We start from the raw sequence: 22,538 nt of genomic DNA on the forward strand, positions 1-22,538 counted from the left end.
CCTCTCGAACTGTGCGGCCCGCGGGCGTCGCCTCGGGCTTTCAGCCTGCGTGGTCGTTCTAAGCACCGCCTGCAGCACGGCGATACCGCGTTGAATTGTCGCAGCGCTTTGCGGCCCTGACGGGTGCCCCTGACTGGCAACCAGGATTGGCGGCCCGGATTTGCTACCCTGATTGACCTTGATCGCGCTTTCTGCAACGCATTTGCCACACCTCGCACTGGCCGCATCGCGCCAGCCCGACTAACCTGATCCGACGTTTCCCGCATGGCTGTCTTCACCGCTGTCACCGAACCCCAACTAGCAGAATGGATGCGTCATTACGATCTCGGCGACGTCGTCGAGTTTCGCGGCATCCCGTCCGGCATTGAGAACAGCAACTTCTTTCTGACGACGACGCGCGGCGAATACGTCCTCACGATTTTCGAAAAGCTGACGGCCGAACAACTGCCGTTCTATCTCGATCTGATGCAGCATCTGGCCGCGCACCGCGTGCCGGTGCCGGATCCCATGCCGCGCGAAGACGGCGCGCTGTTCGGCACGCTGCATGGCAAACCCGCCGCGATCGTGACCAAGCTCGAAGGCGCGCCGGAGCTGGCGCCGCAAGTCGAGCACTGCGTCGAAGTCGGGCACATGCTCGCGCGCATGCATCTGGCGGGGCGCGATTACGCGCGCTACCAGCCGAATCTGCGCAGCCTGCCGTGGTGGAAGGAAACCGTGCCGACCATCCTGCCTTTCCTGGAGGGTGCGCAGCGCGACTTGCTGTCGTCCGAACTGGCGCATCAGGAGGCTTTCTTCGCATCGGCGGATTACGCCGCGTTGCCCGAAGGCCCCTGCCACGCCGACCTGTTCCGCGACAACGCGCTGTTCGCGCATGCCGCGCCGGACACCGGCCACGAGGTGCGGCTGGGCGGCTTCTTCGACTTCTATTTCGCCGGCTGCGACAAGTGGCTGTTCGACGTCGCGGTCACGGTCAACGACTGGTGCGTCGACCTCGCCACCGGCAAGCTCGACGACGCGCGCACCGAAGCCATGCTGCGCGCCTACCAGACCGTGCGCCCGTTCACCGCTGAAGAAAACCGCCACTGGGGCGATATGCTGCGCGCGGGCGCTTACCGCTTCTGGGTCTCGCGCCTGTATGATTTTCATTTGCCGCGCGCGGCCGAGCTGCTCAAACCGCACGACCCCGGCCATTTCGAGCGCATTTTGCGCGAACGCCTGTCCGGCGTTGCACTTCCAGGCATTCATATCTCATGCAACTGATCGAAGTCCCCGCGAAAACCGGCTATGTCTGGTTCCGGCAGGGTATCTGGCTGTTCCGCAAGAACCCGCTCGCGTTTCTGACGCTGTTCTTCACCTATCTGCTGGTCATGACGCTGGCGTCGCAGATTCCGGTCATCGGCGGCGTGCTGCCGCTGGTCTTCATTCCAGGGGTCGCGGTGGGCTTCATGGCGGCGTGCCGCAACACGATCGCGGGCAAGCCGGTGTTCCCGACCATTCTGGTAGACGGCTTTCACTCGTACGGCCCCGGGGTCGCCAAACGTCTGCTGGTGCTGGGCGTGCTGTACGTGGCCGCGATGGCGCTCGTGCTGGCCGGCTCGGCCCTTGCCGACGGCGGCATGCTGCTGAAGGTCATGCTCGGCATGGCCACGATGGACCAGGACGCGATCGCCAACAGCAATATCCCGCTGGCGGTGATCGCCGCGTTCGCGTTCTACATTCCGGTCGCGATGATTTTCTGGTTCTCGCCGATTCTTACCGCGTGGCACGACGTGCCGCCCGTCAAGGCGATGTTCTTCAGCGTTGTCAGTTGCTGGCGCAATCGCGGTGCGTTCATCGTGTTCGGCGCTTTGTGGTTCGCGGTGGCGACGACGGTCTCGTTCGGTCTGACCGCGCTGATGCAGGCGCTGGGCGCGGGCGACTTCGCGTTCGCGGTCCTGATGCCCGCCACGATGATCGTCACGACCATGCTGTATTGCTCGTTCTACGCGACCTATCGCGGCTGCTTCGGCGTGCAAACGCCCGAAGCGCCGGATTTGCCCACCACACCGGCAGCCTGAGCACCGGCTAGCTTGCCGTTCACGCGCGGGCGCTTTTTCGGCGCCCGCGCGGCCTCAATCCGGAACATTGCCCGCCTGGCTTAGTACCCTCTGCAGTCCCGCCCCGGAGCGGCCCATGCGCCGGCCTCAGTGGCATACGCCCCTCCGCCTTGGCGCCCTCGGCGTTCCCACCCACAGGGCGCCGTCCGCCTCCGCCGCTTCGCTGAGTCTCCGCCCCACTCGTCAATGTGCCTCGATTTGCGGCACAATGGTTTGCGCGCAATCGATTTGCACGCTCTTTTTAGCCGAGATGCATCATGACCCAGCGCCCCACTTTGCCCTTCACGCTCGACGAGCAACTCTGCTTTGCGCTCTATTCGACCTCGCTTGCGATGACAAAAGCGTACAAGCCGTTGCTCGACAAGCTCGGCCTCACGTATCCACAATATCTGGCGATGCTGGTGCTCTGGGAAGCCGACGATGTCACGGTCAAAGACATGGCTGCGCGCCTGAATCTCGACTCTGCAACGGTCACGCCGCTGCTCAAACGTCTCGAAGCGCAAGGCTTCCTGGAACGGGTACGCGGCGTCGAAGATGAGCGGCTCGTCTATATCCGCCTCACCAAAGCGGGCACCGCATTGAAGCGTCAGGCGCGCGAAGTACCGGCAGAAATCTTCTGCGCGACCCAGCAGACGCCGGAATTCCTGCTCCGTCTGCGCGACGATCTGACGCGCCTGCGCGCCACGCTCAACGATTACATGGACCACTAGCAGGCCTGCTTCAAAAAGCATGCTATCGGTACGATGCAAAAATTCATTTGCACACAAACGATTTGTGTACTATCTTTATCACATGCCGCTTCGATAGGGCTCCGTCAGAAAGGCGGGCGAGCAGCGGCAAGCAGGCAAATCCTGATAACCCAGATATAGGAGCAGCACAATGAACATCCTCTACAAGGCAAGCGCAACGAGCACCGGTGGCCGTGACGGCCGTGCAGTATCGTCGGACAACGCGCTGGACGTAAAGCTGGCAGCACCGCGTGAACTGGGCGGCAACGGCGCAGCGGGCACAAACCCGGAACAACTGTTTGCAGCCGGCTACTCGGCGTGTTTCCTGAGCGCGATGAAGTTCGTCGCCGGCCAGAAGAAGCAGACTTTGCCGGCTGACACACAAGTCACGGCAGAAGTGGGGATCGGCCCGAACGACAACGGCGGCTTCGCGCTGGACATCGATCTGCGCGTCTCGTTGCCGGGCCTCGCTGCAGACGCAGCCAAGGAACTGGTCGACGCAGCGCATCAGGTCTGCCCGTACTCGAACGCTACGCGCAACAACGTGGCGGTGCGTCTGCAAGTCGCCTAAGCCTCGGTCTTAACGGCTAGCGAATGAATAGTTGACGCCGCGCGGTAAAACCGCGCCATCAGGCACAGCGCCCACACCCTGCAAAACAGGGGTGGGCGCTGCGCCGCTTTGCAGAGATTCCAATGACACGTGTCCGACGCCTGAACGATACGTTCGATACCGGTCTGGTCTGGTTTCGCCGCGACCTGCGCAGCACGGACAACGCCGCGCTCTACTACGCGCTCAAGCATTGCAAGCGCGTCTGGTGCGTGTTCGTATTCGACACGACGATCCTGCAACCGCTAACCGACGCCTGGCAAACGCGCCATCCGGGTACGCAACCGCAGGACCGCCGCGTCGAGTTCAATCTCGCTGCGTTGGGCGAGTTGGACGAAGCATTGCGCGCCAAAGGCGGGGGCCTCGTCGTGCTGTACGGCGATCCGGCCGATCTTGTGCCGAGGCTCGCCGACGAACTCGGCGTGGATGCGGTATTCACAAATCACGATTACGAGCCGGTCGCGATCGGGCGTGATGAGACCGTGCGGGAGGGGCTGGCCGTTGCCGGGCGCCAGTGGCTGACGTTCAAAGACCAGGTGATTTTCGAGCGCGATGAGGTGTTGACGGGCCAGAACAAACCGTTCACGGTGTTCACGCCCTACAAGAACGCTTGGCTCAAGCAGTTGACGGCCTTCGATCTGAAGCCGTATGCGGTCGAGACTTACGCGAAGCATCTGGCGGCACTGCCGCCCAGGCTGGACCGCCAGTTGCCGACGCTGGATCAGCTCGGCTTCGCGTCGAGCAATCTTGCGGAGCTCAATTTGCCCACCGGTATGAGCGGCGCACAACGTCTGCTCGACGACTTCATGACGCGCATCGACAGCTATCAGGAGCGGCGCGACTTTCCCGCCGTCAAAGGCCCGAGCTACCTGTCGATGCATTTGCGCTTCGGCACTGTCTCGATCCGCACGCTCGCGCGGCTCGCGCACGAGATGTCACTGCAGCCTGACGGGCAAGGCTCAGCCACGTGGCTTTCGGAGCTGATCTGGCGGGACTTTTACTTCATGATCCTCGCGCATCATCCGAGGTTGGCGGACGGCGCGTCGTTCAAGGAAGAGTACGATCGGCTGCGCTGGGAGCAGGGCCCGGAAGCGGACGAGGCGTTTGCCGCGTGGTGCGACGGCCGCACCGGCTATCCGCTGGTCGACGCCGCGATGCTGCAATTGAACCGCACCGGCTACATGCACAACCGCCTGCGGATGGTCACGGCGAGTTTTCTGGTGAAGGATCTGGGTGTCGACTGGCGGCTCGGCGAGCGCTACTTCGCCGAACAACTGAACGACTTCGATTTCTCGGCGAATAACGGCGGCTGGCAATGGGCGGCATCCACGGGATGCGACGCGCAACCGTATTTCCGGATTTTCAACCCGATCACGCAATCCGAAAAATTCGACGCCGACGGGCGCTTTATCAAACGCTACCTGCCGCAGCTTGCGAAACTGCCGGCTAAATGGATTCACGCACCGTGGCTGGCGGGTGCGGAACGGCTCGCGGAGTTCGGCGTGATATTGGGCAAGGATTATCCTGCACCGATCGTCGATCATGCCGAGGCGCGGCAACGCACACTTGCCCGTTTTGGCAAGTAAGTACTCGCTCACATTGTTTTGCTCGGAAATCTCTGGAGGAGACTGAGCGATGCGTCTTGTGTCGTCGCTGCACTGCTAGCGACGCGTGACAACTGGGGCACCTGACCCCAAACATCGGCGTTCTTCAACACGCGCCGATGCTTCAAACTCGCCCAGCTTAGTGCTGGCTCATCCACGACGGTTGGCGGGTAGTCGCCTCACGGTCCAGCTTGCGCATACGGAATTCCAGATCGTACAGATCGGTTGCTTCTGCGAGGAAGGCGTCAGCGCGTTCTTTCGCGAGTTGATCGGGCGATTTGGTCAGAAACAGAAACAGGCGGCTAAGCAGATACATGGTCAACCTCGACAATGAGTTCAGGCGTTAACGCCTAAGGGATAACCCGTATTATAGGGAAAACCCTAGGATTACGCTAATACTCATTTCGAAGTGTTGCTCCACCGTCACCGTGCGCCCGCCGAGGCTTCTACGACGGTGCTTTCAGCGGTACGGCCGGTAGCCGTGCGGCGCTGATGCTTGAAGAATTCCCACACCATGGCGCTTGCGTCCGGACCTTTGGCGGAATGGAACGGCACGGCGTCGTCGCCGCCGCTCCAGGCGTGCGCGAGCCCTTGCACGCGACACAGCCGCACGACGCGCCGCCCGCCGCGCACGTAGTCGCGCATCACCACGCCACCCTTGCGCTCTTCCTTGACTTCGCCGGATTTGCGCGCGCCTTTCTCGTCGACGATCCGGTTCAGACGGAGAAACTGCTCCGCCAACTGGTCCGCATTGACCGGCGCGACCACGTGGTCAGCGTCGCCGTGCAGGATGATGGCGGGCATGCCGGGGTATTCAGCCACATTGACGTGTTCGTCGACGAGTTCGGCCGGCTCGCGGCGCGCGCCGCGCCGCATCACGTCCATCGCCGTAATGCCGGAACGGGCCTCGCCGAAAGCGGGGCCAGAGTGCAGCGCGACCGCCGCGAAATGTTCCGGATACTTGGCGGCCAGAAGCGCCGTGAGGCCGGCTCCCGCGGAGATTCCAGCGACATACACGCGCTCGCTGTCAAAGCCATGCTCGGCAACCAGCGAATCCACCAGCGAGACGACCGCACGCGCCTCAGCGCCACCGGCGCTGTCGCTAGCGTCATACCAATGCCAGCAGCGATGTGAATGCACGTGCTTCGACTGTTCCGGATAAACCACGGCGAAGCCGAACCGGTCCGCGAGCACGTTCATCCGCGTACCTTCCGCGAATTCATCAATCGACTGCGTGCAACCGTGCAGCATCACCACCAGCGGCATCGACTCGCCCGCGTGGCCGGACGGAATGTACAAACCGTAATGAAGGTGATTGACGAGCCGCCCAGGCGCAACAGGCGCCGAATGGAACGAGCGCGTCCATGAACCGCTCGCCCATGCCGAGGCACGCGGGCGAACCCGCGATTCCCGTGGGGCAGCGCGCGGCGCCTCGCGTTTCGCGGGTACGCGCAGCGCGGCCACGGGCTTGATAGGACGGACCTTGGCCGAAGTCTTGCTGGTGGCCGCACGTGCCGGCCGCGTGGGGGCGCGCTTGGTCGTTGCGTGGGCGTGCTCGGTTTGAATGGCGAGCAGCCGCTTGAGACCGCGCAGCCAGATTTTCGATAGACTTTTTGCCATCGGCGGGTAACCTCGCAAAAAGGGACAGGTGCCGCTCGATAGAACGACGCTTTGTTGTGCAATGCACAATAACACCAATCCTCATGCAATGCTGGAGGCCAGAACCCCTGTCGAGCAGCGAATTTTCCGCCGGGCGAACCTTGCAGCAACATCAACGTCAAACCATGGCAAGGCTTGTTCGCCAGCCAACGTCCCGCCACAAAAAGCCTGGCGCGCGGCAAGCCTCGCCCGAGGCACCCGTCTATACTGGCGGGTAAATAGTTTCGGTACACGCCTTTACGGCGTCGGCGATTCACGCCGTTCGCGCGTTAAACCATTACCAACCCGATTCTACGCGGCCTGGGTCGCGTTTTTGCCATGCCCGATTTACCTGTCCACCTGTGGTACTCGATCACCAGCCTCGGCGGCGCCGGCATGACGCTGCCGCTCGCGTTCGCCATCGCGCTTTGGCTGGCAGTCGGCTACACGTGGCGCATGGCAGCAGGCTGGTTGCTGCTGCTTGGCGCAGCCATCGGCGTGGTGACCGTCACCAAGCTGGCCTTCCTGGGTTGGGGCGTCGGCATACGCGAGCTGGATTTCACCGGCGTCAGCGGTCACGCCATGCTGTCGACCGCCGTCTATCCGGTCGCGCTGTTCCTGATGTTACTGCCGGCGCGTCCGGCCATTCGTCTGCTTGGCGTCGTGCTCGGTCTGGCAGCGGGCATCGCTGTCGGCTTGTCGCGCGTCGTGCTGAGCGCCCACTCGCCGTCTGAAGCCGTCACTGGCTGCCTGGTCGGCGCGCTGGCGGCATTGTTCTTCGTGCGCATGGCATGGAATCTCCAGCCGGGCCGGTTGTCGGCGCTGCCCGTGACCGCGAGTCTGATGATCCTCGCGGTGCTGATGCACGGCGTGCACGTGCCGACGCAACGCTGGGTCACGCATATCGCGCTGAAGGTCTCCGGTCACGAGAGGCCGTTCATCCGCGCCAAGTGGCGGGCCGTGCGCGATGTCCGCCCCGCCACGGCACCGCTGTCGCAGACGCTCAACACGCTTACGCCGCCACACTCGCCGGACGTCTGAAGCAGGTTCAACCTGTTGTTAATCCGGCAGCCGAAGCCCGCCGATCCGGGCCCAACTCTATGTGCGCAACTGAATAATCGTCATGGGTATCGTTATAACCTTTCATATATTACGATAGCGTTTTAACCCGCCTGTTCCGGCCCATGCCGGACATCCAAACCTTCATGACACTGTCCCGCCGCCTTGTGAAACACGCGCTGTTCATCGCCAGCGCCGTCGCCGTTGCCGTCAGCGCCAACGCGCGTGCCGACGAACTGGTGGTTTCCGCCGCCGCCAGCCTGACCAACGCATTCAAAGCGGTGAGCGAAGTCTTCGAACAGCAGCATCCCGGCACCAAGGTCCTGCTGAACTTCGGCGCGTCCGACGTGTTGATGCAGCAAATCGTCAAAGGCGCGCCCGCCGACGTGTTCGCCTCCGCGGATCAGAAAGCAATGGACAAGGCTGCCGCGGAGAAAGTGATCGTTCCGGCCACGCGCCGCGACTTCGCCGCCAATTCGCTGGTGCTGATCGTGCCGACCGACAGCCATTTCGCGCCGGCTTCACTGAACGATCTGGCGTCGGCGAATGTGAAGCGTGTGGCTTACGGTGATCCGGCCTCGGTGCCGATCGGCCGCTATGCGCAGGGTGCGCTGCAAGCCGCGGGCGTGTGGGACGCGGTCAGCGCGAAGGCCGTGCTGGCATCGAACGTGCGCCAGAGCCTGGACTACGTGTCGCGTGGCGAAGTCGACGCGGGCTTTGTGTTCAGCACCGACGCCGCGATCATGCCGGACAAGGTCAAGGTCGCGATGAACGTGCCGACGCAAACACCGATCACCTATCCGATCGCGCAGGTCGAAAGCAGCCGTCACACCGCCGACGCGCAGGCCTTCATGAATTTCGTGCTCTCGCCGGCCGGCCAGGCCGTGCTCGCGAAGTACGGCTTCAAGCCCGCGCATTAACGTAGGCACGGCACGCTCATGCAACAGGTCTGGATTCCGCTCCTGCTGTCGCTGAAAGTGGCGGGCTGGGCCACCGCGCTCAATCTGGTGTTCGGCGTCGCGGCCGGTTTCGGTTTGGCGCGCTGGCGCTCAGGCGCGCGCGACGTGATCGATTCGCTGCTCATGTTGCCCCTCGTGATGCCGCCCACCGTGCTCGGCTACTACCTGCTCGTGGTGCTCGGCCGACGCGGCGTGATCGGCGCGTGGCTCGACCGCTTCGATATCCAGTTGGTGTTCACCTGGCAGGGCGCGGTGATCGCCTCGACGGTGGTGGCGTTTCCGCTCGTGCTGAAGTCGGCGCGCGCCGCTTTCGAAGCGGTCGATCCGCAGCTCGAGCGGGCCGCGCGCACGCTGGGCGTCAGCGAAACAGCCCTCTTCTTTCGCGTGACGCTGCCGCTCGCCGCCCGCGGCATTCTCGCTGGCGGATTGCTGGCGTTTGCGCGAGCGCTCGGCGAATTCGGCGCGACGCTGATGATCGCGGGCAACTTGCCGGGACGCACGCAGACGCTTTCGGTTGCGGTCTATTCAGCCGTGCAGGCCGGCGACGACAGCACGGCCACCTTCCTCGTGCTCGTGACGTCGGTGACGTGTGTCGTGATCCTGTTGCTCGCGGGCCGTCTGGTGCCGCAGCACACGCTTTTGTCGTCCCGCTGATATGCCGCTCGCCGTTGACATCCGCAAGACCTTCGAGAGCGCCGAGCGCCGTTTCACGCTCGACGTCTCGTTCAAGGCGATCACGCAGCGCGTCGCGCTATTCGGGCCGTCGGGAGCGGGCAAGAGTTTGACGCTACAGGCCATTGCCGGCTTGCTACGCCCCGACGAAGGGGCGATTACGCTGCACGGCACCGCTTTATTCGATAGCGCGCGTGGCGTCGATCAGAAACCGCAGGCACGCAAGATTGCCTATCTGTTTCAGGACTACGCGCTGTTTCCGCATCTGAACGTGCGGCAGAACATCGGCTTCGGATTGCAGCAGGGTTGGCTCAATCCGCGCGCGCGGATCTCGCACCCGCAAGTCGATTACTGGCTCGATGCGCTCGAATTAAAAAGCGTGGCAGGTAATCATCCGGCGCAGCTTTCGGGTGGACAGAAGCAGCGCGTGGCGCTGGCGCGGGCGCTGGTCGCTGAGCCTCGCCTGCTGTTGCTGGACGAGCCGTTTTCCGCGCTCGATAGCGCGTTGCGTCAGCGCATGCGGCGCGAACTGTCGGACCTGCAAACGCGGCTCGATATTCCGATGGTGTTGATCACGCACGATCCCGACGATGTTGCCGCCTTCGGCGATCAGGTCGTGCAGGTCAGCGATGGGTGTGTGCGCGAGAATCATCCGTTTGCTGGGTACGAGCGCAGCGTGCCATAACGTCAGCGCGCGCCGCCGGATGGCTTGGAGCCACTCAGTCCTTCACCCCAAGAATCACGCTCGACGCTTTGAATACCGCGACCGCGGTCCCGCCTTCCACAAGGCCGAGCGTATCGACGCTTTGATTCGTGACGACCGCGGTAATCACCGCGCCGCCTTCCAGCGCCAACGACACCTCCGCGTTGACCGCCCCGCGCTTCACGCTCTGCACCGTACCGCGCAACTGATTGCGCGCCGAGAGTTTCAGCGGCGCGCCACTTTCATCCTCGACGAGCAGCACCACCCACGACGCCTTGATCAGCGCGAACGCCGCCGCCCCCACTGCAAGCCCCAAGGTCTCGGTACTTTCATGCGTGACGACCGCGACGATCGTATGGCCGCCCGGCAGCGCCAGGCACACTTCATCGTTGACCGTCCCGCGCGTGATCGCCGACACCGTTCCATAAAGCTGATTGCGCGCGCTCGTTTTCACGCCGATGCGGCCGATCAGATCCCAATCCGTCGCAAAACCTTCGATCGCCGCGCCCGCGCGTTCGAGAAAACGCCGATGCTCGCGTTCAACCGCCCGAAACGTTTCGATCAGCTTCAGCGCGCGCGGCGTGAGCGTCGTGCCGCCACCGCCTTTGCCGCCGGTTGAGCGCACGACGAGCGGCTCGCCGGCGAGGTTGTTCATCGTGTCGACGGCGTCCCACGCGCCTTTGTAGCTCATGCCGACGGCTTTCGCCGCGCTGGTGATCGAGCCGGTCTCGCCGATCGCCGCGAGCAGCCCAATTCGCGACGCGCCGCCGAGCGTTTGCGCGCCCGCCTGAAACCAGACGGAGCCGCCAATTTCAAGGGTTTCGTGGGACGGATCGATGCGGTCGGATGTCATGGCGGCAGGAGGATCGGTGGGTTAGAAAAGGACCGCGAATCATTATAGCGACGCAGGCGTCCGTCGGCGGATGGGCATAAGGCACGTTTTCGACCCCGAAAACGGATAGGTGGGATACTTCAACCCGATTCAACGCGAAGGTCTGAACACCCCGTCCTTTCCATTGTTCGGCAAGGCCAGCCGCGAGTCGTGGACCGTCCGCTGCAACCTCAACAAGGAGCAAGACAGTGAACATCGATCTAACGGGCAAGACCGCCATCGTCAGCGCATCCACGGCGGGTATTGGCCTGGCCATCGCGACCGGCATCGCCGCATCGGGTGCGGAAACCATCGTCAACGGACGCAAACAGGAAGCGGTGGACCGCGCCATCGACACCATTCGCAAAACGGCGCCACAAGCGAAACTGCGCGGCTTCGCGGGCGACCTCGGCAGCCCCGAGGGCTGCGACGCATTGGCGAAGGCTGTGCCCCAGGCCGACATTCTCGTGAACAATCTCGGCATCTTCGGTCCCGGCGACATCTTCACCACCGAAGACGACGACTGGGAGCGCTATTTCCAGGTCAATGTCATGTCGGGCGTGCGGCTCACGCGCAGCTACCTCAAAGGAATGATGGAACGCAAATGGGGCCGCGTGGTGTTCATCTCGTCAGAGTCAGGGCTGAATATCCCGGCGGATATGCTCGCCTACGGTTTCTCGAAGACCGCGCAGTTGAGCATCGCGCGCGGCATTGCCAAATACGCGGCCGGCAGCGGTGTGACAGTGAACTCCGTACTGCCTGGACCGACCTTGTCGGACGGATTCCGCTCGATGGTGGAAGACACCGCGAAGAAGCAAGGTAAAACCATCGAGCAGGTTGCCACTGAGTTCGTGCGTGAGCATCGCAGCACTTCGATCATCCAGCGCGCGGCCTCCACTGAGGAGATCGCGAACATGGTCGTCTACGTCTGCTCGCCGCAGGCTTCGGCGACCACCGGCGCGGCGCTGCGCGTGGATGGCGGCGTGATCGATACGATCGCGTGACCACCACCGCACGTTAGAACCACGGGCGACAGAGCCGATTGGCTGTGTCGCCCGTTTTTGCGTGACACGCAGGTGCCTCCAGACAACGTCAATAGGCGCAGGCCGTCGAGTTCCGTAGTCGCTCAAACCGCGTACTGCGCGATCCCATTCCCGAACGACCAGTTCTCCTTCAGCACCTCGACGAGATTGATGAACACATCCTCTCGTCGCAGCCCCGGCGACTCCGCCAGTTCTTCCGCCATGCGCTTGTATAACGCCTTCTTTTGTTCGAGCGTGCGCGTGTTGTTAAACGTGATCTGAATCACCACGAGATCGTCGCTGCGTTTAATGTTCAGATACTGCTTGTCGTACACAAAATTGCCGGCTTCGTGCTCGGTAATGAGCATGAAGATGTCGTCCTTCGGCACATTGCACGTGTCCACCAGCGAACGCTGAATACTGTCCGTCAGCGCCTTCCGGTATTCCGCCGGCTTGCCGGCGCGCAAAGCGATTCGTGTGAGCGGCATGATGAAACTCCTTGGTTGCCTTGATTGGGTAAACACAGCTTAGGCGCGCTCAGTCATAATAAACAGCCATCATCAGCTATTTCATCCATATTCAACCGAAATGAAAGTCCTCGATCTCGATGCGGTGCGTGCCTTCGTGCTGGTTGCCGATCTGCACAGTTTCACGCGGGCTGCCGACGCGCTCGACACCACGCAATCGGCCGTCAGTCTGAAGCTCAAGCGGCTGGAGGCACACCTCGGCAAGCAGTTAGTGGAGCGCACGCCGCGTGTCGTGCGCCTTTCCGCGGACGGCAACGCGTTCCTTGGCGCGGCCCGCGATCTGCTGAGTGCGCATGAGCGGGCGCTGGGTTCGCTGTCGGTGGAGCGCCGGCGGCTCACGCTGGGGCTGAGCGAGCATGTCGCGGGAACGAACCTGCCGCAATTGCTCGCGCGGCTCAACGCGCACGATCCGGGTCTGGTGGTCGAATTGCATCTGGGCAGGTCGGCAGCGCTGCTCGCGCAATTCGACGAACGGCGCCTCGACGCGGTAATCATTCGCTATGGCGTCGATGAGCCGCCGCGTGACGACGCCCAGGTGCTGTTCAGCGAGCCGCTTGGCTGGCTCGCTACACCACAGTGGCTACCGCGCGTCAGCGAGCCATTGGCACTCGCGTTGCTGAGTCCGCCGTGCAATGTGCGCGAGGTTGCGCTGCACACGCTGAATGCGGCGGGGGTTGCATGGCAGGAAGTGTTCATCGGCGGCGGTGTGGCGGCGGTCGGCGCCGCGGTTGCCGCCGGTCTGGCGGTGTCACCGCTGGCGCGCCGGGTGGCGCCGCGTGGATTGATCGATGTCGGCGCGCGTTTGGGTTTGCCGCCACTGCCGGAATCACGCGTGACCTTGCATTCACGAGTGAGAGATAAGCGGTCGGTGGAGACGTTGCGGTTAATGACGAGTGGCTTGGCAACGCAATAACGAAACGACTTCTCGCGCTAAGCCATGAATAAAGTTCGCCGACTTTCGCTTAAGCTGGAAAGCTAACCATTTCATTTTTAAAAGTAGATCAGTGGACCTCGACCCCCGACAAACCGCCGCCGTCCGCGCGGTCATCGAAACCGGCAGCTTCGAGCAGGCCGCCGTGCGCCTGAACATCACCTCGTCGGCGGTATCGCAGCGAGTGCGGGCGCTCGAAACGCGCCTGGGCAATCCGCTGATCGTGCGCACACGGCCCTGTCGCGCGACGCAGATGGGCCAGCGTCTATTGCAGTATCTCCGGCGCGCCGCCCTGCTCGAAGACGACTTTGCCAGCGATCTCGCGGGCGCCAACGAAGCGTTGCTGAACGTCGCCGCCGCTGTGAATGCAGACACGCTATCCACATGGTTTTTCCCTGCACTCTCCGAGATCCTGCTGCAAGAAAACGTGCTGCTCGATCTGACCGTCGACGACCAGGACCATACCCATGCGCTGCTCGCCTCAGGCCTCGCAATCGGCTGTATCACAACCGAACCGGCGCCCATGCGCGGCTGTTTCGCCGAACGGCTGGGCGCCATGCGCTACCGGCTGGTGGCGTCGGCCGCGTTCGTCGAGCGATGGTTTCCGAATGGATTGACGCGTGAAAGCGCGCGGCGCGCGCCGGTGATCCTGTCCTCACGCAAGGACGCGTTGCAGGCGCGCTTTCTCGAGACGCGCTTCGGTCTGCCGCCGGAAGCTTATCCGTGCCATTACGTGCCCGCGCCGGTGCCGCGCTACATGGCGATCCAGCGTGGCCTGGCTTATGGCATGGTGCCCGAACTGGAATTCGGCGATGCCGTCGAGCGCGGCGAACTGGTCGACCTCGCGCCGAAGCAGCCCACCGATGTCGAGTTGTACTGGCACGCCTGGAAGGTCCAGTCGCCACGCCTCGAAAAGCTCTCGGCGCGCATCGTCGAACTCGGCCGCACTGCCCTGGGTCCGCCGGGTGCAAAGGTCAAACGTAAACGCGCTGCCTGAACCGGAGGTCAGTGGAGGATCGGCGGCAACGAGCCACTGCTGGCGGTTGCAGGATTAGCGGTTGTGTCCGCGGCGGGACTCGCTGTTACGTTTGCCGCCTTGGCCGGGGCGTTCGTGTGGACCACAGCCGGTTTGGCCGGACCGGTTTTCGCCGCCACCTTGACCACGTGGGCATGGGCTGTATGGCCTTGAATCAGGTTGGCACGCATGATCCTGCCTTGACCCGATTTCGCCTGAGCGAGCTGCGCATGCGGCTTTTTACCCTGCACCACCACGGCTGCCTTCGATTTAGGCTTGCCCGCAAGCTTGACCACGCCACCGTGATCCGCATTCTTAGCCGCGACCTTCTTTACGCCGCCGTGGCTACCATTCTTGGCCGCGACCTTCTTCACGCTGCCATGCGCCGCCGGCTTGACGCCGCTCTTCGGCGCCGACGCGACCCGCTGCGCGCCATGTTGACCTTTCGCCGCGTGCTTCGACTCCCCCTTCACGCCAGCGGTAGACTTGACCTTGGTGGCACCCGTCGTTTTCTTTATGTGCTTCGCCGCATGCCCGGTCGACTCGGGCGGATTCCACACTTCCGCATAACCTGCTGCCATTGCCGCACCGGACACACACCACACTGCAACTGCTGTTGCTACTGCTCGAACCCACATCTCCTGCTTCTCCTGATCTTCGACTTCATAACGAGCCGGGATTATATTCTCTTGCAAAAATCCATTTTTAGACTAATATAAATCAAAAGTACAGATAAGGACTAATTTGACCATGGCTCACGCTGCCCGCGCCACCCAGCCCGAACCGCCGATCCGCCGGCCGGTTTCGGAACCCTCGCTCACGGAAATGTCGGCCGCGGGTCTGCGCGCGTTCTTCAACATCGCGCGAGACTGGGACCTGAGCGCCGAAGAGCAGATCGTGTTGCTCGGCTCCCCGGGCCGCTCCACCTACTTCAAATGGAAATCCGCGCCGCAGACAGCCCGTCTGGGGCGCGACACGCTGGAACGCCTGTCACTCCTGCTCGGCATCTATAAGGCGCTGCAAATCCTGCTGCCGCAGCCCAGCGCCGCCGACACCTGGATCAAGCGTCCCAACAGCGCGCCGCCGTTCGGCGGCCGCCGCGCGCTAGACCGCATGCTGGCCGGCAATATCAGCGATCTCGTGGCCGTGCGCCAGTATCTCGACGCGATGCGAGGCGGCTGGGCGTGACGGGACCGCATTGGCAGCACCGCTGGCGCGCCGCGCCGCTCGACTGGTCGCCCGCGTATCGCGTGATTCCGACGCGGTTTCCGGCCGTCAATCTGTTCGACCGGGTCGCATCGCCGGAAGATTTCGACGCCCTCTACGCGCTCGAAGCGATGACCAACGACCGCCTGCGAACCGAAGTCGGCGAACTCGATCTCGTGCCGCGCGAAGAGCGCCGTTTCGGCCCCGGATACGGACCGATCATGGCCGCGTTGACGCACCTGAACCCGCTCGGCAGCCGCTTCTCCGACGGCACGTATGGCGTGTTCTATTGCGCCCGCTCGCGTGCCACGGCGATCGCGGAGACGCGCTACCACACCGGGAAATTTCTGGAAGCGACCTCCGAGCCGCCCATGCGGCAACAGATGCGGCTCTACACCGTGGCGGCACAAGGCAACGTGGTCGATATCCGCGGTGACGCATCGCTCGATCTCGCGGTGCTGTCGCCCGACGACTATGTCGCCGGACAATCGCTCGGCCGTGCCGTGCGCGAGGCCGGTGCGCCGGGCATCGTGTATCCCTCAGTGCGGGACGACGAAGGCGAGTGCCTTGCCGCGTTCAGAACGACACTGCTGCGCGACTGCCATCACGCGGCGTATCTGGAATACAACTGGAATGGCACGAGCATCGATATCGTGTTCGAGCTCAATCAGGTAGGCTAAGCGACTCGCAGGAATCAAGGCAGGGCCAACGCCGCCGCCCCCTTCTCCCGCGCCGCATCAACCGAGATCGACCAGCGCCGCAACGCCTGCGGCTCCACGATCGTCAGCTTGCCGCCGGGCCCGAATGCGCCGGTGTCGATGAAAATCTGCGAGCCGATCTGCTGAATGTCGCGCACCGGCGTATGGCCGCAATAGGTCAGCGAAAGGCCACGCTGCCGCAGCGGATCGCCGTTGCCCAAGGCCAGATCGCGCCCCCACAGCAATTGCTGGCGCGTTTCCGCGGAAAAATTCCCGGCGTCGAGCTCGGCGTCGGTGCCAAAGAATTCGGCATGCAGAATATTGAAGCGCTCCTTGCCGCTGCCGACCACACGCACGAGCGGCAGCGTGCGCAGACGTTCGGCGTAGAGCTGCAAGCATTCGTCGGACACATTCTCCGCCCATGTGCCGCCGATTCCATACCACCACTGGCGCCGCATGCGTCCATCCGCGACGGCACACAAGGTGTCTTCGTGATTGCCGAGTACAGCGTGAAACCACGGTTTGTCGAGCAGGGCCAGAGCCTGCTCGGAATGTTCGCCGCGGTCCACCAGATCGCCGACCGAAAAGAGCCGGTCGCGCGCCGGGTCAAACGCGACGTCGCGCAGCAGATAGCGCAATGCATCGACACAGCCATGCAAATCGCCTACGACAAAGTCGCGGCCGCTCCGATTGGCCGAATGATGCTGAACAGGGTCGAAAAGTACGGAAGCCATTCGCTCATGATAGATCGATAGCCACAAGTGCGTATGCGCGGTCCCTCGCTTTTCCTGGTCTCCCGAGCCGCGCGAATGATGTAGAAATGACGCGAAAACGGCGCGTCTCCGGCAGGACTTACCGGAAAACGCGCCGGCCGCGCAGTGGTTATTGCTGTGCGCGCAACGTAGCGACCTGATCCACCGTCACAGTGGACTGCGGATTACCGAATTGTTTGGTCACATAGTTGGTGATGGCCGCCACCTGATCGTCGGTGAGTTGGGTGGCGAACGCGGGCATCAACACATCAGCCTGTTTCGTCGTACGACTGACGCCGTGCAGGATGACCATCGCCAGATTATTGGCGTCACTCGCGCCGACCGCCGAGTTGTGAATCAGCGACGGATACGCGCCGGGCGCGCTTGCACCGACGCCCTGACCGGTCCAGTTATGGCACGTCGCACAATTGGCGATGAACAGTTGCGCACCGTTCACTGCATTGATCGTGGTGCCGCGCAACGCGGTGACGTCGTCGACGGCGGGATTGCCCCACTGATCGCGCGGACGCGATTCCCCGCCGTTGATCGGCGGTACCGAGCGCAGATACGTGACGATCGAGCCGACGTCCTCCTGCGTCAGAAATTGCGTGCTGTCGGTCACCACTTCGGCCATTGGGCCCGCCGCATTGGCGCGGCCCGGCGCCGCGCCAGTCGACAGATACGCCGCCAGTTCGTCGTCGCTCCAGTTGCCCACACCGCTGTTTTTGTCAGGCGTGATGTTGTACGCATGCCAGCCGGCCTGCACCGCGCCAGAGAAGCGCGAACTCGTCTTCAACCCCTGCATGAAATTGCGCGGCGTATGGCATTCCTCGCAATGCGCGAGGCCCTGGACCAGATACGCGCCGCGGTTCCACTCGGCGCTTTGCTTCGGATCGGGTACGAAGCGGCCTTCGTCGAAATTGAACAGATTCCAGAACACCATCAGCCAGCGCTGGTTGAACGGAAATTTCAGGCTATTGCTCGGCGGCGCGTAGTGGATCGGTGTGAGCGTGTTCAGATACGCGCGAATGGCCAGCACGTCCTGATCGGTGACCTTGGTGTACTCCGCGTACGGGAAGGCCGGATAAAGCCGCTCGCCGCTCTTGCCGACGCCTTCATGCATCGCGCGTAGAAAATCGGCGTCGCTCCATTGGCCGATGCCGGTGTCCGGGTCGGGCGTGATGTTGGGTGTCACGATCGTGCCGAACGGCGTGTTGATCGGCAGGCCGCCCGCGAACGGGCGTGCTTTGTCAGCGGTGTGGCAAGCGACGCAGTCGCCGGCGCGTGCGAGATATTCACCGCGTTTCACCAGATCGCTGCTGGCCACTGCCGTTGGCGCGGCGCCCGCGACGGCGGGTTGTGCAGCATCGTCCGCGCGGGCTTGCGTGATCGGCAACTCGTCGTGATGTCGCGCGCCAGGTCCATGCGCCTCGTGCCAGGCGGCATACAGCGCGAACAGCGAAAAGGCGGCCGCCAGCGTCGCCACCCGGAAGCGGCGACGATGCGTGCGCTGAACAAGCGTATCGGCCGGCTGCACGCGAGAGGTGTTCTTCGTCATTGTGGCTCTCCGTTCAGGGCTCAGATTTCACGCTTGAGCTTGTCGGCCAGCTTCAGCGACAAAGCCGCGATCGTCAGCGTGCAATTCACGGAGGCAGCAGTCGGCATCACGCCGCTGCTGGCGATGAACAGATTCGAGTGATCGTGCGTGCGACAGTCCGTGTCGACGACCGAATCCCCAGGATCGCTGCCCATGATGGTGGTACCCATGATGTGATTGTTCGGCGCGAACGTATCGTCGAACGAGACCTCGGCGCCGCCGAACAGCGAGGCGATCTGCGCATACAGTTCATGCGTATTCGCCGCGCTCTTCTTCACGTAATCGTTGATCGAGTAGTAGATCTCGGGCTGCGGGATGCCGAGCGCGTCCTTGTGATCCGCCGAAGGCACCACTCGGTTCTGCGGCTCCGGGAGATGCTCGTGAAAACTGTTGATGTTCAGCGTGCGCGCCGCACGGTCGCGAATCTGCCGGTCGAGCTCGGCGCCGGTGAGGCCTTTTTTCAGCAGATCGGCGGTCACGCTCATGGTCGGCACGCCGTTCGACAGATGCAGCTTTTTCGCCGCGTAGTCGGAGCGGAACGCGCCGTCGCGGAAATTGACGATCGAGGTCATCTCCATCGGCCCGCGTCCGGGCCACAGCGGTTCATTGGCGAGGAAGGTGACCCCCGTGCCCGGATGGTCCATCAAATTGCGGCCCACCTGGTCGGAGCTATTGCCGACGCCGTGCGGGAATTTGTCGGAGGTCGACATCAGCATCAGCTTCGGCGTTTCAATGCCGTTCGCGGCGAGCACGAACAGCTTGCCCGTCACGCGGGTGCTGTTGCCGTTCGGGTCCTTGTAGTGGACTGCCGTGATGAGCCCTTTGTTGTCCGCTTCGACGCGGTACACGACCGCCTGGGCAATCAGCTTCGCGCCGGCCTGCTCGGCCTTCTCAGCATGCACCACGCCGTTGTACATGGCGGCGATCGGGCAGATCGGCATGCAGTTGTTGTTGCCGCAGCAGGTGGGTCGCGCATCGTACGGACGGCTGTTGCGCGCGACCGGCTCGGGCACCACCTTGAAGCCCTGCGCGTTGAGCACGTCGCTAAAGCGCTGATCCATGTACGACAGCGGCAACGCGCTCATTGGATAAGGCTTCGAGCGCGGCGAACCGAGATCGATCGTGCTGTCCGGCCCGGAAACGCCCAATTGCACTTCAGCCGACAGATACCACGGCTCCAGTGTTTCATACGGATAAGGCCAATCACGTCCCACGCCATACAGTTTGTGCAACTGGAAGTCCGACGGCAAGAGCCGCCACGCGGCGGCCGCCCAGTGCCATGTCGTGCCGCCGACCAGCCGCACATATTGTGAGTTGTACGGATAGTCGCCCTTCTGGATCAGATAATTGTTGGCGGGTGCGTACTCGGGATGCGGCGCGTAAGGCGTGGAGGGATACGGCGTCGCGAAGTCGGACTTGACCGGCGAATTGCGGAAGTTCTCGACGATCTGCCAGCGCGGAATACGCGGCCCGGCTTCGAGCAGAATCACCGATGCCCCGGCCAACGCCATCTGATGCGCAACCAGCCCACCTGCCACGCCCGACCCGACCACGACGATGTCGGCGGAATTTGAGTTTGCCATTGTTGCCCTCTTCTCTCTTCTACTGGCTTATCGTTGCTTGCTGGCTTCGCGCGCCGCCGTTTCGTCGAACGACCCAATCAGGCGATACGACACTACGGCACGCGCGAGAGGAACGTCTTTCAGGCGCTCACCGGCTTCTGCGTCCAGTAGAACGGCACGTCACGGCAATAGGACGGAATCGTCAGCACGTCCTTGACCGGTTCGAACATCAGCGCTTTTTCATAAGCGACGACATCCACATGCGGCATGTCGCCCACGAGACCGAGATACCACGCGCGCATGATCGCGCTCACGGATTTCGCTAGCGCCGGCTGATCGGCCTGCAATGCCTGCGTGACGGTATCGGACGGCACGCCGCCATGCGCTTGCAGCCACGTGTTGAGCGCGGCGACGTTCTGGGAGAACTGACTGTCGGATTTAGCGAGGGCGTCGTAGACACGTTTACCGAGCACGGCGTCGAAACCCGTGTGGCCAGTGAGACGTTGTGAGAGCGCAAGGAAGGCATCGAGTCCGCCACCTGCGGGCGCATCGGCAAACGCCGGGGCGATCCACGAAAGCGAGCGGCCCGCGCCGGCAAACGCGAGCGCGACAGCCGTGGCGCATGCGCCCAGCACCCACGCCCTGCGCGAGGCTGAAAACGAACGCGAGGCTTGAAGCGAGGGCGACTGCGAAGATCTCAGCGAGGAAGGCAGCGACGACGATGTTGACGACGAAAACCCGGCAGAACGCGTCACTTCGTGGTGCGCATCGTTATTCTCAGGAACATCTGTCATGGGGACTCCAGATGGTGAGTCGATCGTGAGTCATTCTCAACTGGCAACGCGGCGATGAGGTAATGCCGCTCGCGCGTTGCGTCGATTTCTCTACCCCAAACCTGGTCCAGCGCCGCCTAAGCGATCTTGTGTGGCCGCATGATGCGGATGCGAGCCGCATTGCGTCGTGCTGATGACAGCCTTGTGAAACAGCTTCACTGCATGGCGCACGGCACGCATGGCACGTAAGGCACGTAAGGCACGTAAGGCAAAAGCGTGCCGCCTGCCAGGCGCCTTTCAACTGAAAGCGGCGCGCAGGGCTGTTGCAAAAGACTATAGCCTGTGATTCGCCCATTCGACAAATGGTGCCTGAGGCACGAGTAGAATTCGCGACACAGATGACCCACCACTCTTGATCCCATGCTCACGAAATATTATCCGCAGGTTCTTCGCAATCGCCCCCGCATGCTGATCGGCCTCGCCCTCGGCGTCGTGGCTGCTCTGGCCGCGCCCGAGCACACGCGTCCATTAATGCGCATGCTGGCGGGTTGGGACGCCGCCATATGGAGCTATCTCCTGCTGATCTGGGTGCATATGGCCGCCGCCGACGAAGGTCGCGTCCGGGAATTCGCAAGACGCGACGATGAAAATGCGGGCATCGTGCTGCTGGTGATCTGCGTCGCGACGATCGCCAGCATTGCCGCGATCGTGCTTGAACTGGCCTCGGCGAAGGGCGCGGGCGGCGCCTCGACCGCGTGGCACTACCTGTTGACCGGCTTGACGATGATCGGCGCGTGGTTCCTGATTCCGACCATTTTCACCATGCACTACGCGCGGCTTTACTACGATACCGATGCAACAGAGACCGCGCTGCTGTTTCCCGACCACAAGCTACAGCCGGACTACTGGGACTTCATGTATTTCTCGTTCACCATTGCCGTGGCCTCGCAAACCTCGGACGTGGTGCTGCGCTCCCGCACGATTCGCCGCGCAACGCTCGCGCAATCGATCCTGTCGTTCTACTTCAACGTGGCCGTGCTCGGCTTGTGCGTGAACATTGCCGCTGGCCTGGTCGGCTCCTGACCCGCCGTGTTTCTCCAAACGTTTTCCCCCTCATAACGCTTGCCCCGCCGGGCGCCACATCGCCTTTTGCGACCCTGGCACCCGCCTCGCTCCACCCCGTGTAAAACCCGGGCGACGCCCGTCCGTTTTACACGGGGGGCGTCCCCCGCCGCACCCCCGCCTCTTCTGGCCACCCGTCGCGCCTTCCCCTAGGGCGCGCGCTCACCCGCCCCTTCGTTTCATTCCAAAGCACACTGGCACAACGTTTGCTGCGTCTTGCGAATAGTGCTGGCCAGCCCCGTGCCATTGACGCCTGGCGTCAAAGCACCCGCTACTGGCCAGCGGCGTGACGATCTTTGCACTACATTGACCAGTACGCGCCCTCGCTTCACGCATCGCGCGGTATCCGGCTCTGGAAGCCCAATGAGCGTTGTGATCGCATGCCAATTGCATCCA

The 22,538-nt window shown here is 62.9% G+C and carries 24 protein-coding genes; 15 read left to right on the forward strand and 9 right to left on the reverse strand.

Going from position 1 to position 22,538, the window contains the following annotated elements:
• Positions 1 to 264 precede the first annotated feature (264 nt).
• The 5 genes from PQQ96_RS03250 to PQQ96_RS03270 all read left to right on the forward strand — a co-directional run bounded on the left by PQQ96_RS03250 (position 265) and on the right by PQQ96_RS03270 (position 5,017).
• On the forward strand, positions 265 to 1,260 hold the full coding sequence (locus tag PQQ96_RS03250) for a homoserine kinase (protein WP_408288677.1): 996 nt from the start codon (positions 265 to 267) through the stop codon (positions 1,258 to 1,260).
• Positions 1,251 to 2,057 carry a BPSS1780 family membrane protein gene (locus PQQ96_RS03255; RefSeq protein WP_408288680.1) on the forward strand — a complete coding sequence of 269 codons (807 nt, stop codon included), beginning with the start codon at positions 1,251 to 1,253 and terminating at the stop codon, positions 2,055 to 2,057. The genes PQQ96_RS03250 and PQQ96_RS03255 overlap by 10 nt, the downstream gene beginning before the upstream one ends.
• Before the next feature lie 296 nt (positions 2,058 to 2,353).
• On the forward strand, positions 2,354 to 2,806 hold the full coding sequence (locus tag PQQ96_RS03260; RefSeq protein WP_408288683.1) for a MarR family winged helix-turn-helix transcriptional regulator: 453 nt from the start codon (positions 2,354 to 2,356) through the stop codon (positions 2,804 to 2,806).
• 169 nt (positions 2,807 to 2,975) lie between these two features.
• Positions 2,976 to 3,395, forward strand: coding sequence for an organic hydroperoxide resistance protein (locus PQQ96_RS03265; RefSeq protein WP_201077894.1), 420 nt, complete (start codon positions 2,976 to 2,978; stop codon positions 3,393 to 3,395).
• 122 nt (positions 3,396 to 3,517) lie between these two features.
• Positions 3,518 to 5,017, forward strand: a complete 1,500-nt coding sequence (locus tag PQQ96_RS03270; RefSeq protein WP_408288685.1) for a cryptochrome/photolyase family protein — start codon at positions 3,518 to 3,520, stop codon at positions 5,015 to 5,017.
• A gap of 157 nt (positions 5,018 to 5,174) precedes the next feature.
• Here PQQ96_RS03270 and PQQ96_RS03275 read toward each other — a convergent pair whose 3' ends face one another.
• Together PQQ96_RS03275 and PQQ96_RS03280 are read right to left on the reverse strand one after the other, a co-directional pair.
• Positions 5,175 to 5,351, reverse strand: coding sequence for a DUF3563 family protein (locus PQQ96_RS03275; protein WP_120306126.1), 177 nt, complete (start codon positions 5,349 to 5,351; stop codon positions 5,175 to 5,177).
• Between the two features lie 107 nt (positions 5,352 to 5,458).
• Positions 5,459 to 6,655, reverse strand: a complete 1,197-nt coding sequence (locus tag PQQ96_RS03280) for an extracellular catalytic domain type 1 short-chain-length polyhydroxyalkanoate depolymerase (protein ID WP_408288688.1) — start codon at positions 6,653 to 6,655, stop codon at positions 5,459 to 5,461.
• Positions 6,656 to 7,012: 357 nt separating this feature from the next.
• Here PQQ96_RS03280 and PQQ96_RS03285 point away from each other — a divergent pair, with 357 nt between their 5' ends.
• The 4 genes from PQQ96_RS03285 to PQQ96_RS03300 all read left to right on the forward strand — a co-directional run bounded on the left by PQQ96_RS03285 (position 7,013) and on the right by PQQ96_RS03300 (position 10,048).
• Positions 7,013 to 7,714 carry a phosphatase PAP2 family protein gene (locus tag PQQ96_RS03285; RefSeq protein ID WP_408288691.1) on the forward strand — a complete coding sequence of 234 codons (702 nt, stop codon included), beginning with the start codon at positions 7,013 to 7,015 and terminating at the stop codon, positions 7,712 to 7,714.
• 164 nt (positions 7,715 to 7,878) lie between these two features.
• Complete coding sequence (gene modA, locus PQQ96_RS03290) at positions 7,879 to 8,652, forward strand: molybdate ABC transporter substrate-binding protein (RefSeq protein ID WP_408288693.1); 774 nt, start codon at positions 7,879 to 7,881, stop codon at positions 8,650 to 8,652.
• 18 nt (positions 8,653 to 8,670) lie between these two features.
• Complete coding sequence (gene modB / locus PQQ96_RS03295) at positions 8,671 to 9,345, forward strand: molybdate ABC transporter permease subunit (protein ID WP_408288696.1); 675 nt, start codon at positions 8,671 to 8,673, stop codon at positions 9,343 to 9,345.
• A 1-nt stretch (position 9,346) separates the two neighbouring features.
• Positions 9,347 to 10,048 (forward strand): sulfate/molybdate ABC transporter ATP-binding protein, encoded by a 702-nt coding sequence (locus PQQ96_RS03300; protein WP_408288699.1) that lies wholly within the window; start codon positions 9,347 to 9,349, stop codon positions 10,046 to 10,048.
• Between the two features lie 34 nt (positions 10,049 to 10,082).
• On the opposite strand, the gene PQQ96_RS03305 is transcribed toward PQQ96_RS03300, so the two are convergent.
• On the reverse strand, positions 10,083 to 10,919 hold the full coding sequence (locus tag PQQ96_RS03305) for a TOBE domain-containing protein (RefSeq protein ID WP_408288702.1): 837 nt from the start codon (positions 10,917 to 10,919) through the stop codon (positions 10,083 to 10,085).
• Between the two features lie 227 nt (positions 10,920 to 11,146).
• On the opposite strand from PQQ96_RS03305, the gene PQQ96_RS03310 reads away from it, so the two are divergent.
• On the forward strand, positions 11,147 to 11,941 hold the full coding sequence (locus PQQ96_RS03310) for an SDR family NAD(P)-dependent oxidoreductase (protein WP_408288705.1): 795 nt from the start codon (positions 11,147 to 11,149) through the stop codon (positions 11,939 to 11,941).
• Positions 11,942 to 12,063: 122 nt separating this feature from the next.
• Here the strand turns inward: PQQ96_RS03310 and PQQ96_RS03315 are convergent, their stop codons facing one another.
• Positions 12,064 to 12,447: a tautomerase family protein gene (locus PQQ96_RS03315; protein WP_408288708.1), complete on the reverse strand. Its 384-nt coding sequence runs from the start codon at positions 12,445 to 12,447 to the stop codon at positions 12,064 to 12,066.
• A 100-nt stretch (positions 12,448 to 12,547) separates the two neighbouring features.
• Here PQQ96_RS03315 and PQQ96_RS03320 point away from each other — a divergent pair, with 100 nt between their 5' ends.
• Together PQQ96_RS03320 and PQQ96_RS03325 are read left to right on the forward strand one after the other, a co-directional pair.
• Positions 12,548 to 13,399: a LysR family transcriptional regulator gene (locus tag PQQ96_RS03320; protein ID WP_408288711.1), complete on the forward strand. Its 852-nt coding sequence runs from the start codon at positions 12,548 to 12,550 to the stop codon at positions 13,397 to 13,399.
• Positions 13,400 to 13,490: 91 nt separating this feature from the next.
• Positions 13,491 to 14,414, forward strand: coding sequence for an HTH-type transcriptional regulator ArgP (locus PQQ96_RS03325; RefSeq protein WP_408288714.1), 924 nt, complete (start codon positions 13,491 to 13,493; stop codon positions 14,412 to 14,414).
• A gap of 8 nt (positions 14,415 to 14,422) precedes the next feature.
• On the opposite strand, the gene PQQ96_RS03330 is transcribed toward PQQ96_RS03325, so the two are convergent.
• On the reverse strand, positions 14,423 to 15,070 hold the full coding sequence (locus PQQ96_RS03330) for a hypothetical protein (protein ID WP_408288717.1): 648 nt from the start codon (positions 15,068 to 15,070) through the stop codon (positions 14,423 to 14,425).
• A 112-nt stretch (positions 15,071 to 15,182) separates the two neighbouring features.
• Here PQQ96_RS03330 and PQQ96_RS03335 point away from each other — a divergent pair, with 112 nt between their 5' ends.
• Positions 15,183 to 15,620, forward strand: coding sequence for an MbcA/ParS/Xre antitoxin family protein (locus PQQ96_RS03335; RefSeq protein ID WP_408288720.1), 438 nt, complete (start codon positions 15,183 to 15,185; stop codon positions 15,618 to 15,620).
• Positions 15,617 to 16,318, forward strand: a complete 702-nt coding sequence (locus PQQ96_RS03340) for an RES family NAD+ phosphorylase (protein WP_408288723.1) — start codon at positions 15,617 to 15,619, stop codon at positions 16,316 to 16,318. Before PQQ96_RS03335 ends, PQQ96_RS03340 begins: the two co-directional genes overlap by 4 nt.
• A 14-nt stretch (positions 16,319 to 16,332) precedes the next feature.
• On the opposite strand, the gene PQQ96_RS03345 is transcribed toward PQQ96_RS03340, so the two are convergent.
• The 4 genes from PQQ96_RS03345 to PQQ96_RS03360 all read right to left on the reverse strand — a co-directional run bounded on the left by PQQ96_RS03345 (position 16,333) and on the right by PQQ96_RS03360 (position 21,041).
• Positions 16,333 to 17,070 carry a metallophosphoesterase gene (locus PQQ96_RS03345; protein WP_408288725.1) on the reverse strand — a complete coding sequence of 246 codons (738 nt, stop codon included), beginning with the start codon at positions 17,068 to 17,070 and terminating at the stop codon, positions 16,333 to 16,335.
• A 148-nt stretch (positions 17,071 to 17,218) separates the two neighbouring features.
• Positions 17,219 to 18,646: a c-type cytochrome gene (locus PQQ96_RS03350; protein WP_408288728.1), complete on the reverse strand. Its 1,428-nt coding sequence runs from the start codon at positions 18,644 to 18,646 to the stop codon at positions 17,219 to 17,221.
• Between the two features lie 20 nt (positions 18,647 to 18,666).
• Positions 18,667 to 20,268 carry a GMC family oxidoreductase gene (locus tag PQQ96_RS03355; protein WP_408288730.1) on the reverse strand — a complete coding sequence of 534 codons (1,602 nt, stop codon included), beginning with the start codon at positions 20,266 to 20,268 and terminating at the stop codon, positions 18,667 to 18,669.
• A gap of 119 nt (positions 20,269 to 20,387) precedes the next feature.
• Positions 20,388 to 21,041, reverse strand: a complete 654-nt coding sequence (locus PQQ96_RS03360; protein ID WP_408288733.1) for a sugar dehydrogenase complex small subunit — start codon at positions 21,039 to 21,041, stop codon at positions 20,388 to 20,390.
• A gap of 399 nt (positions 21,042 to 21,440) precedes the next feature.
• On the opposite strand from PQQ96_RS03360, the gene PQQ96_RS03365 reads away from it, so the two are divergent.
• Entirely contained in the window at positions 21,441 to 22,103 is a 663-nt protein-coding gene (locus PQQ96_RS03365) for a DUF1345 domain-containing protein (RefSeq protein ID WP_408288735.1), read from the forward strand.
• Positions 22,104 to 22,538: the final 435 nt, after the last annotated feature.

The organism is Paraburkholderia sediminicola, from assembly GCF_046027825.1.
Classification (GTDB): Bacteria; Pseudomonadota; Gammaproteobacteria; order Burkholderiales; family Burkholderiaceae; genus Paraburkholderia; species Paraburkholderia sediminicola_D.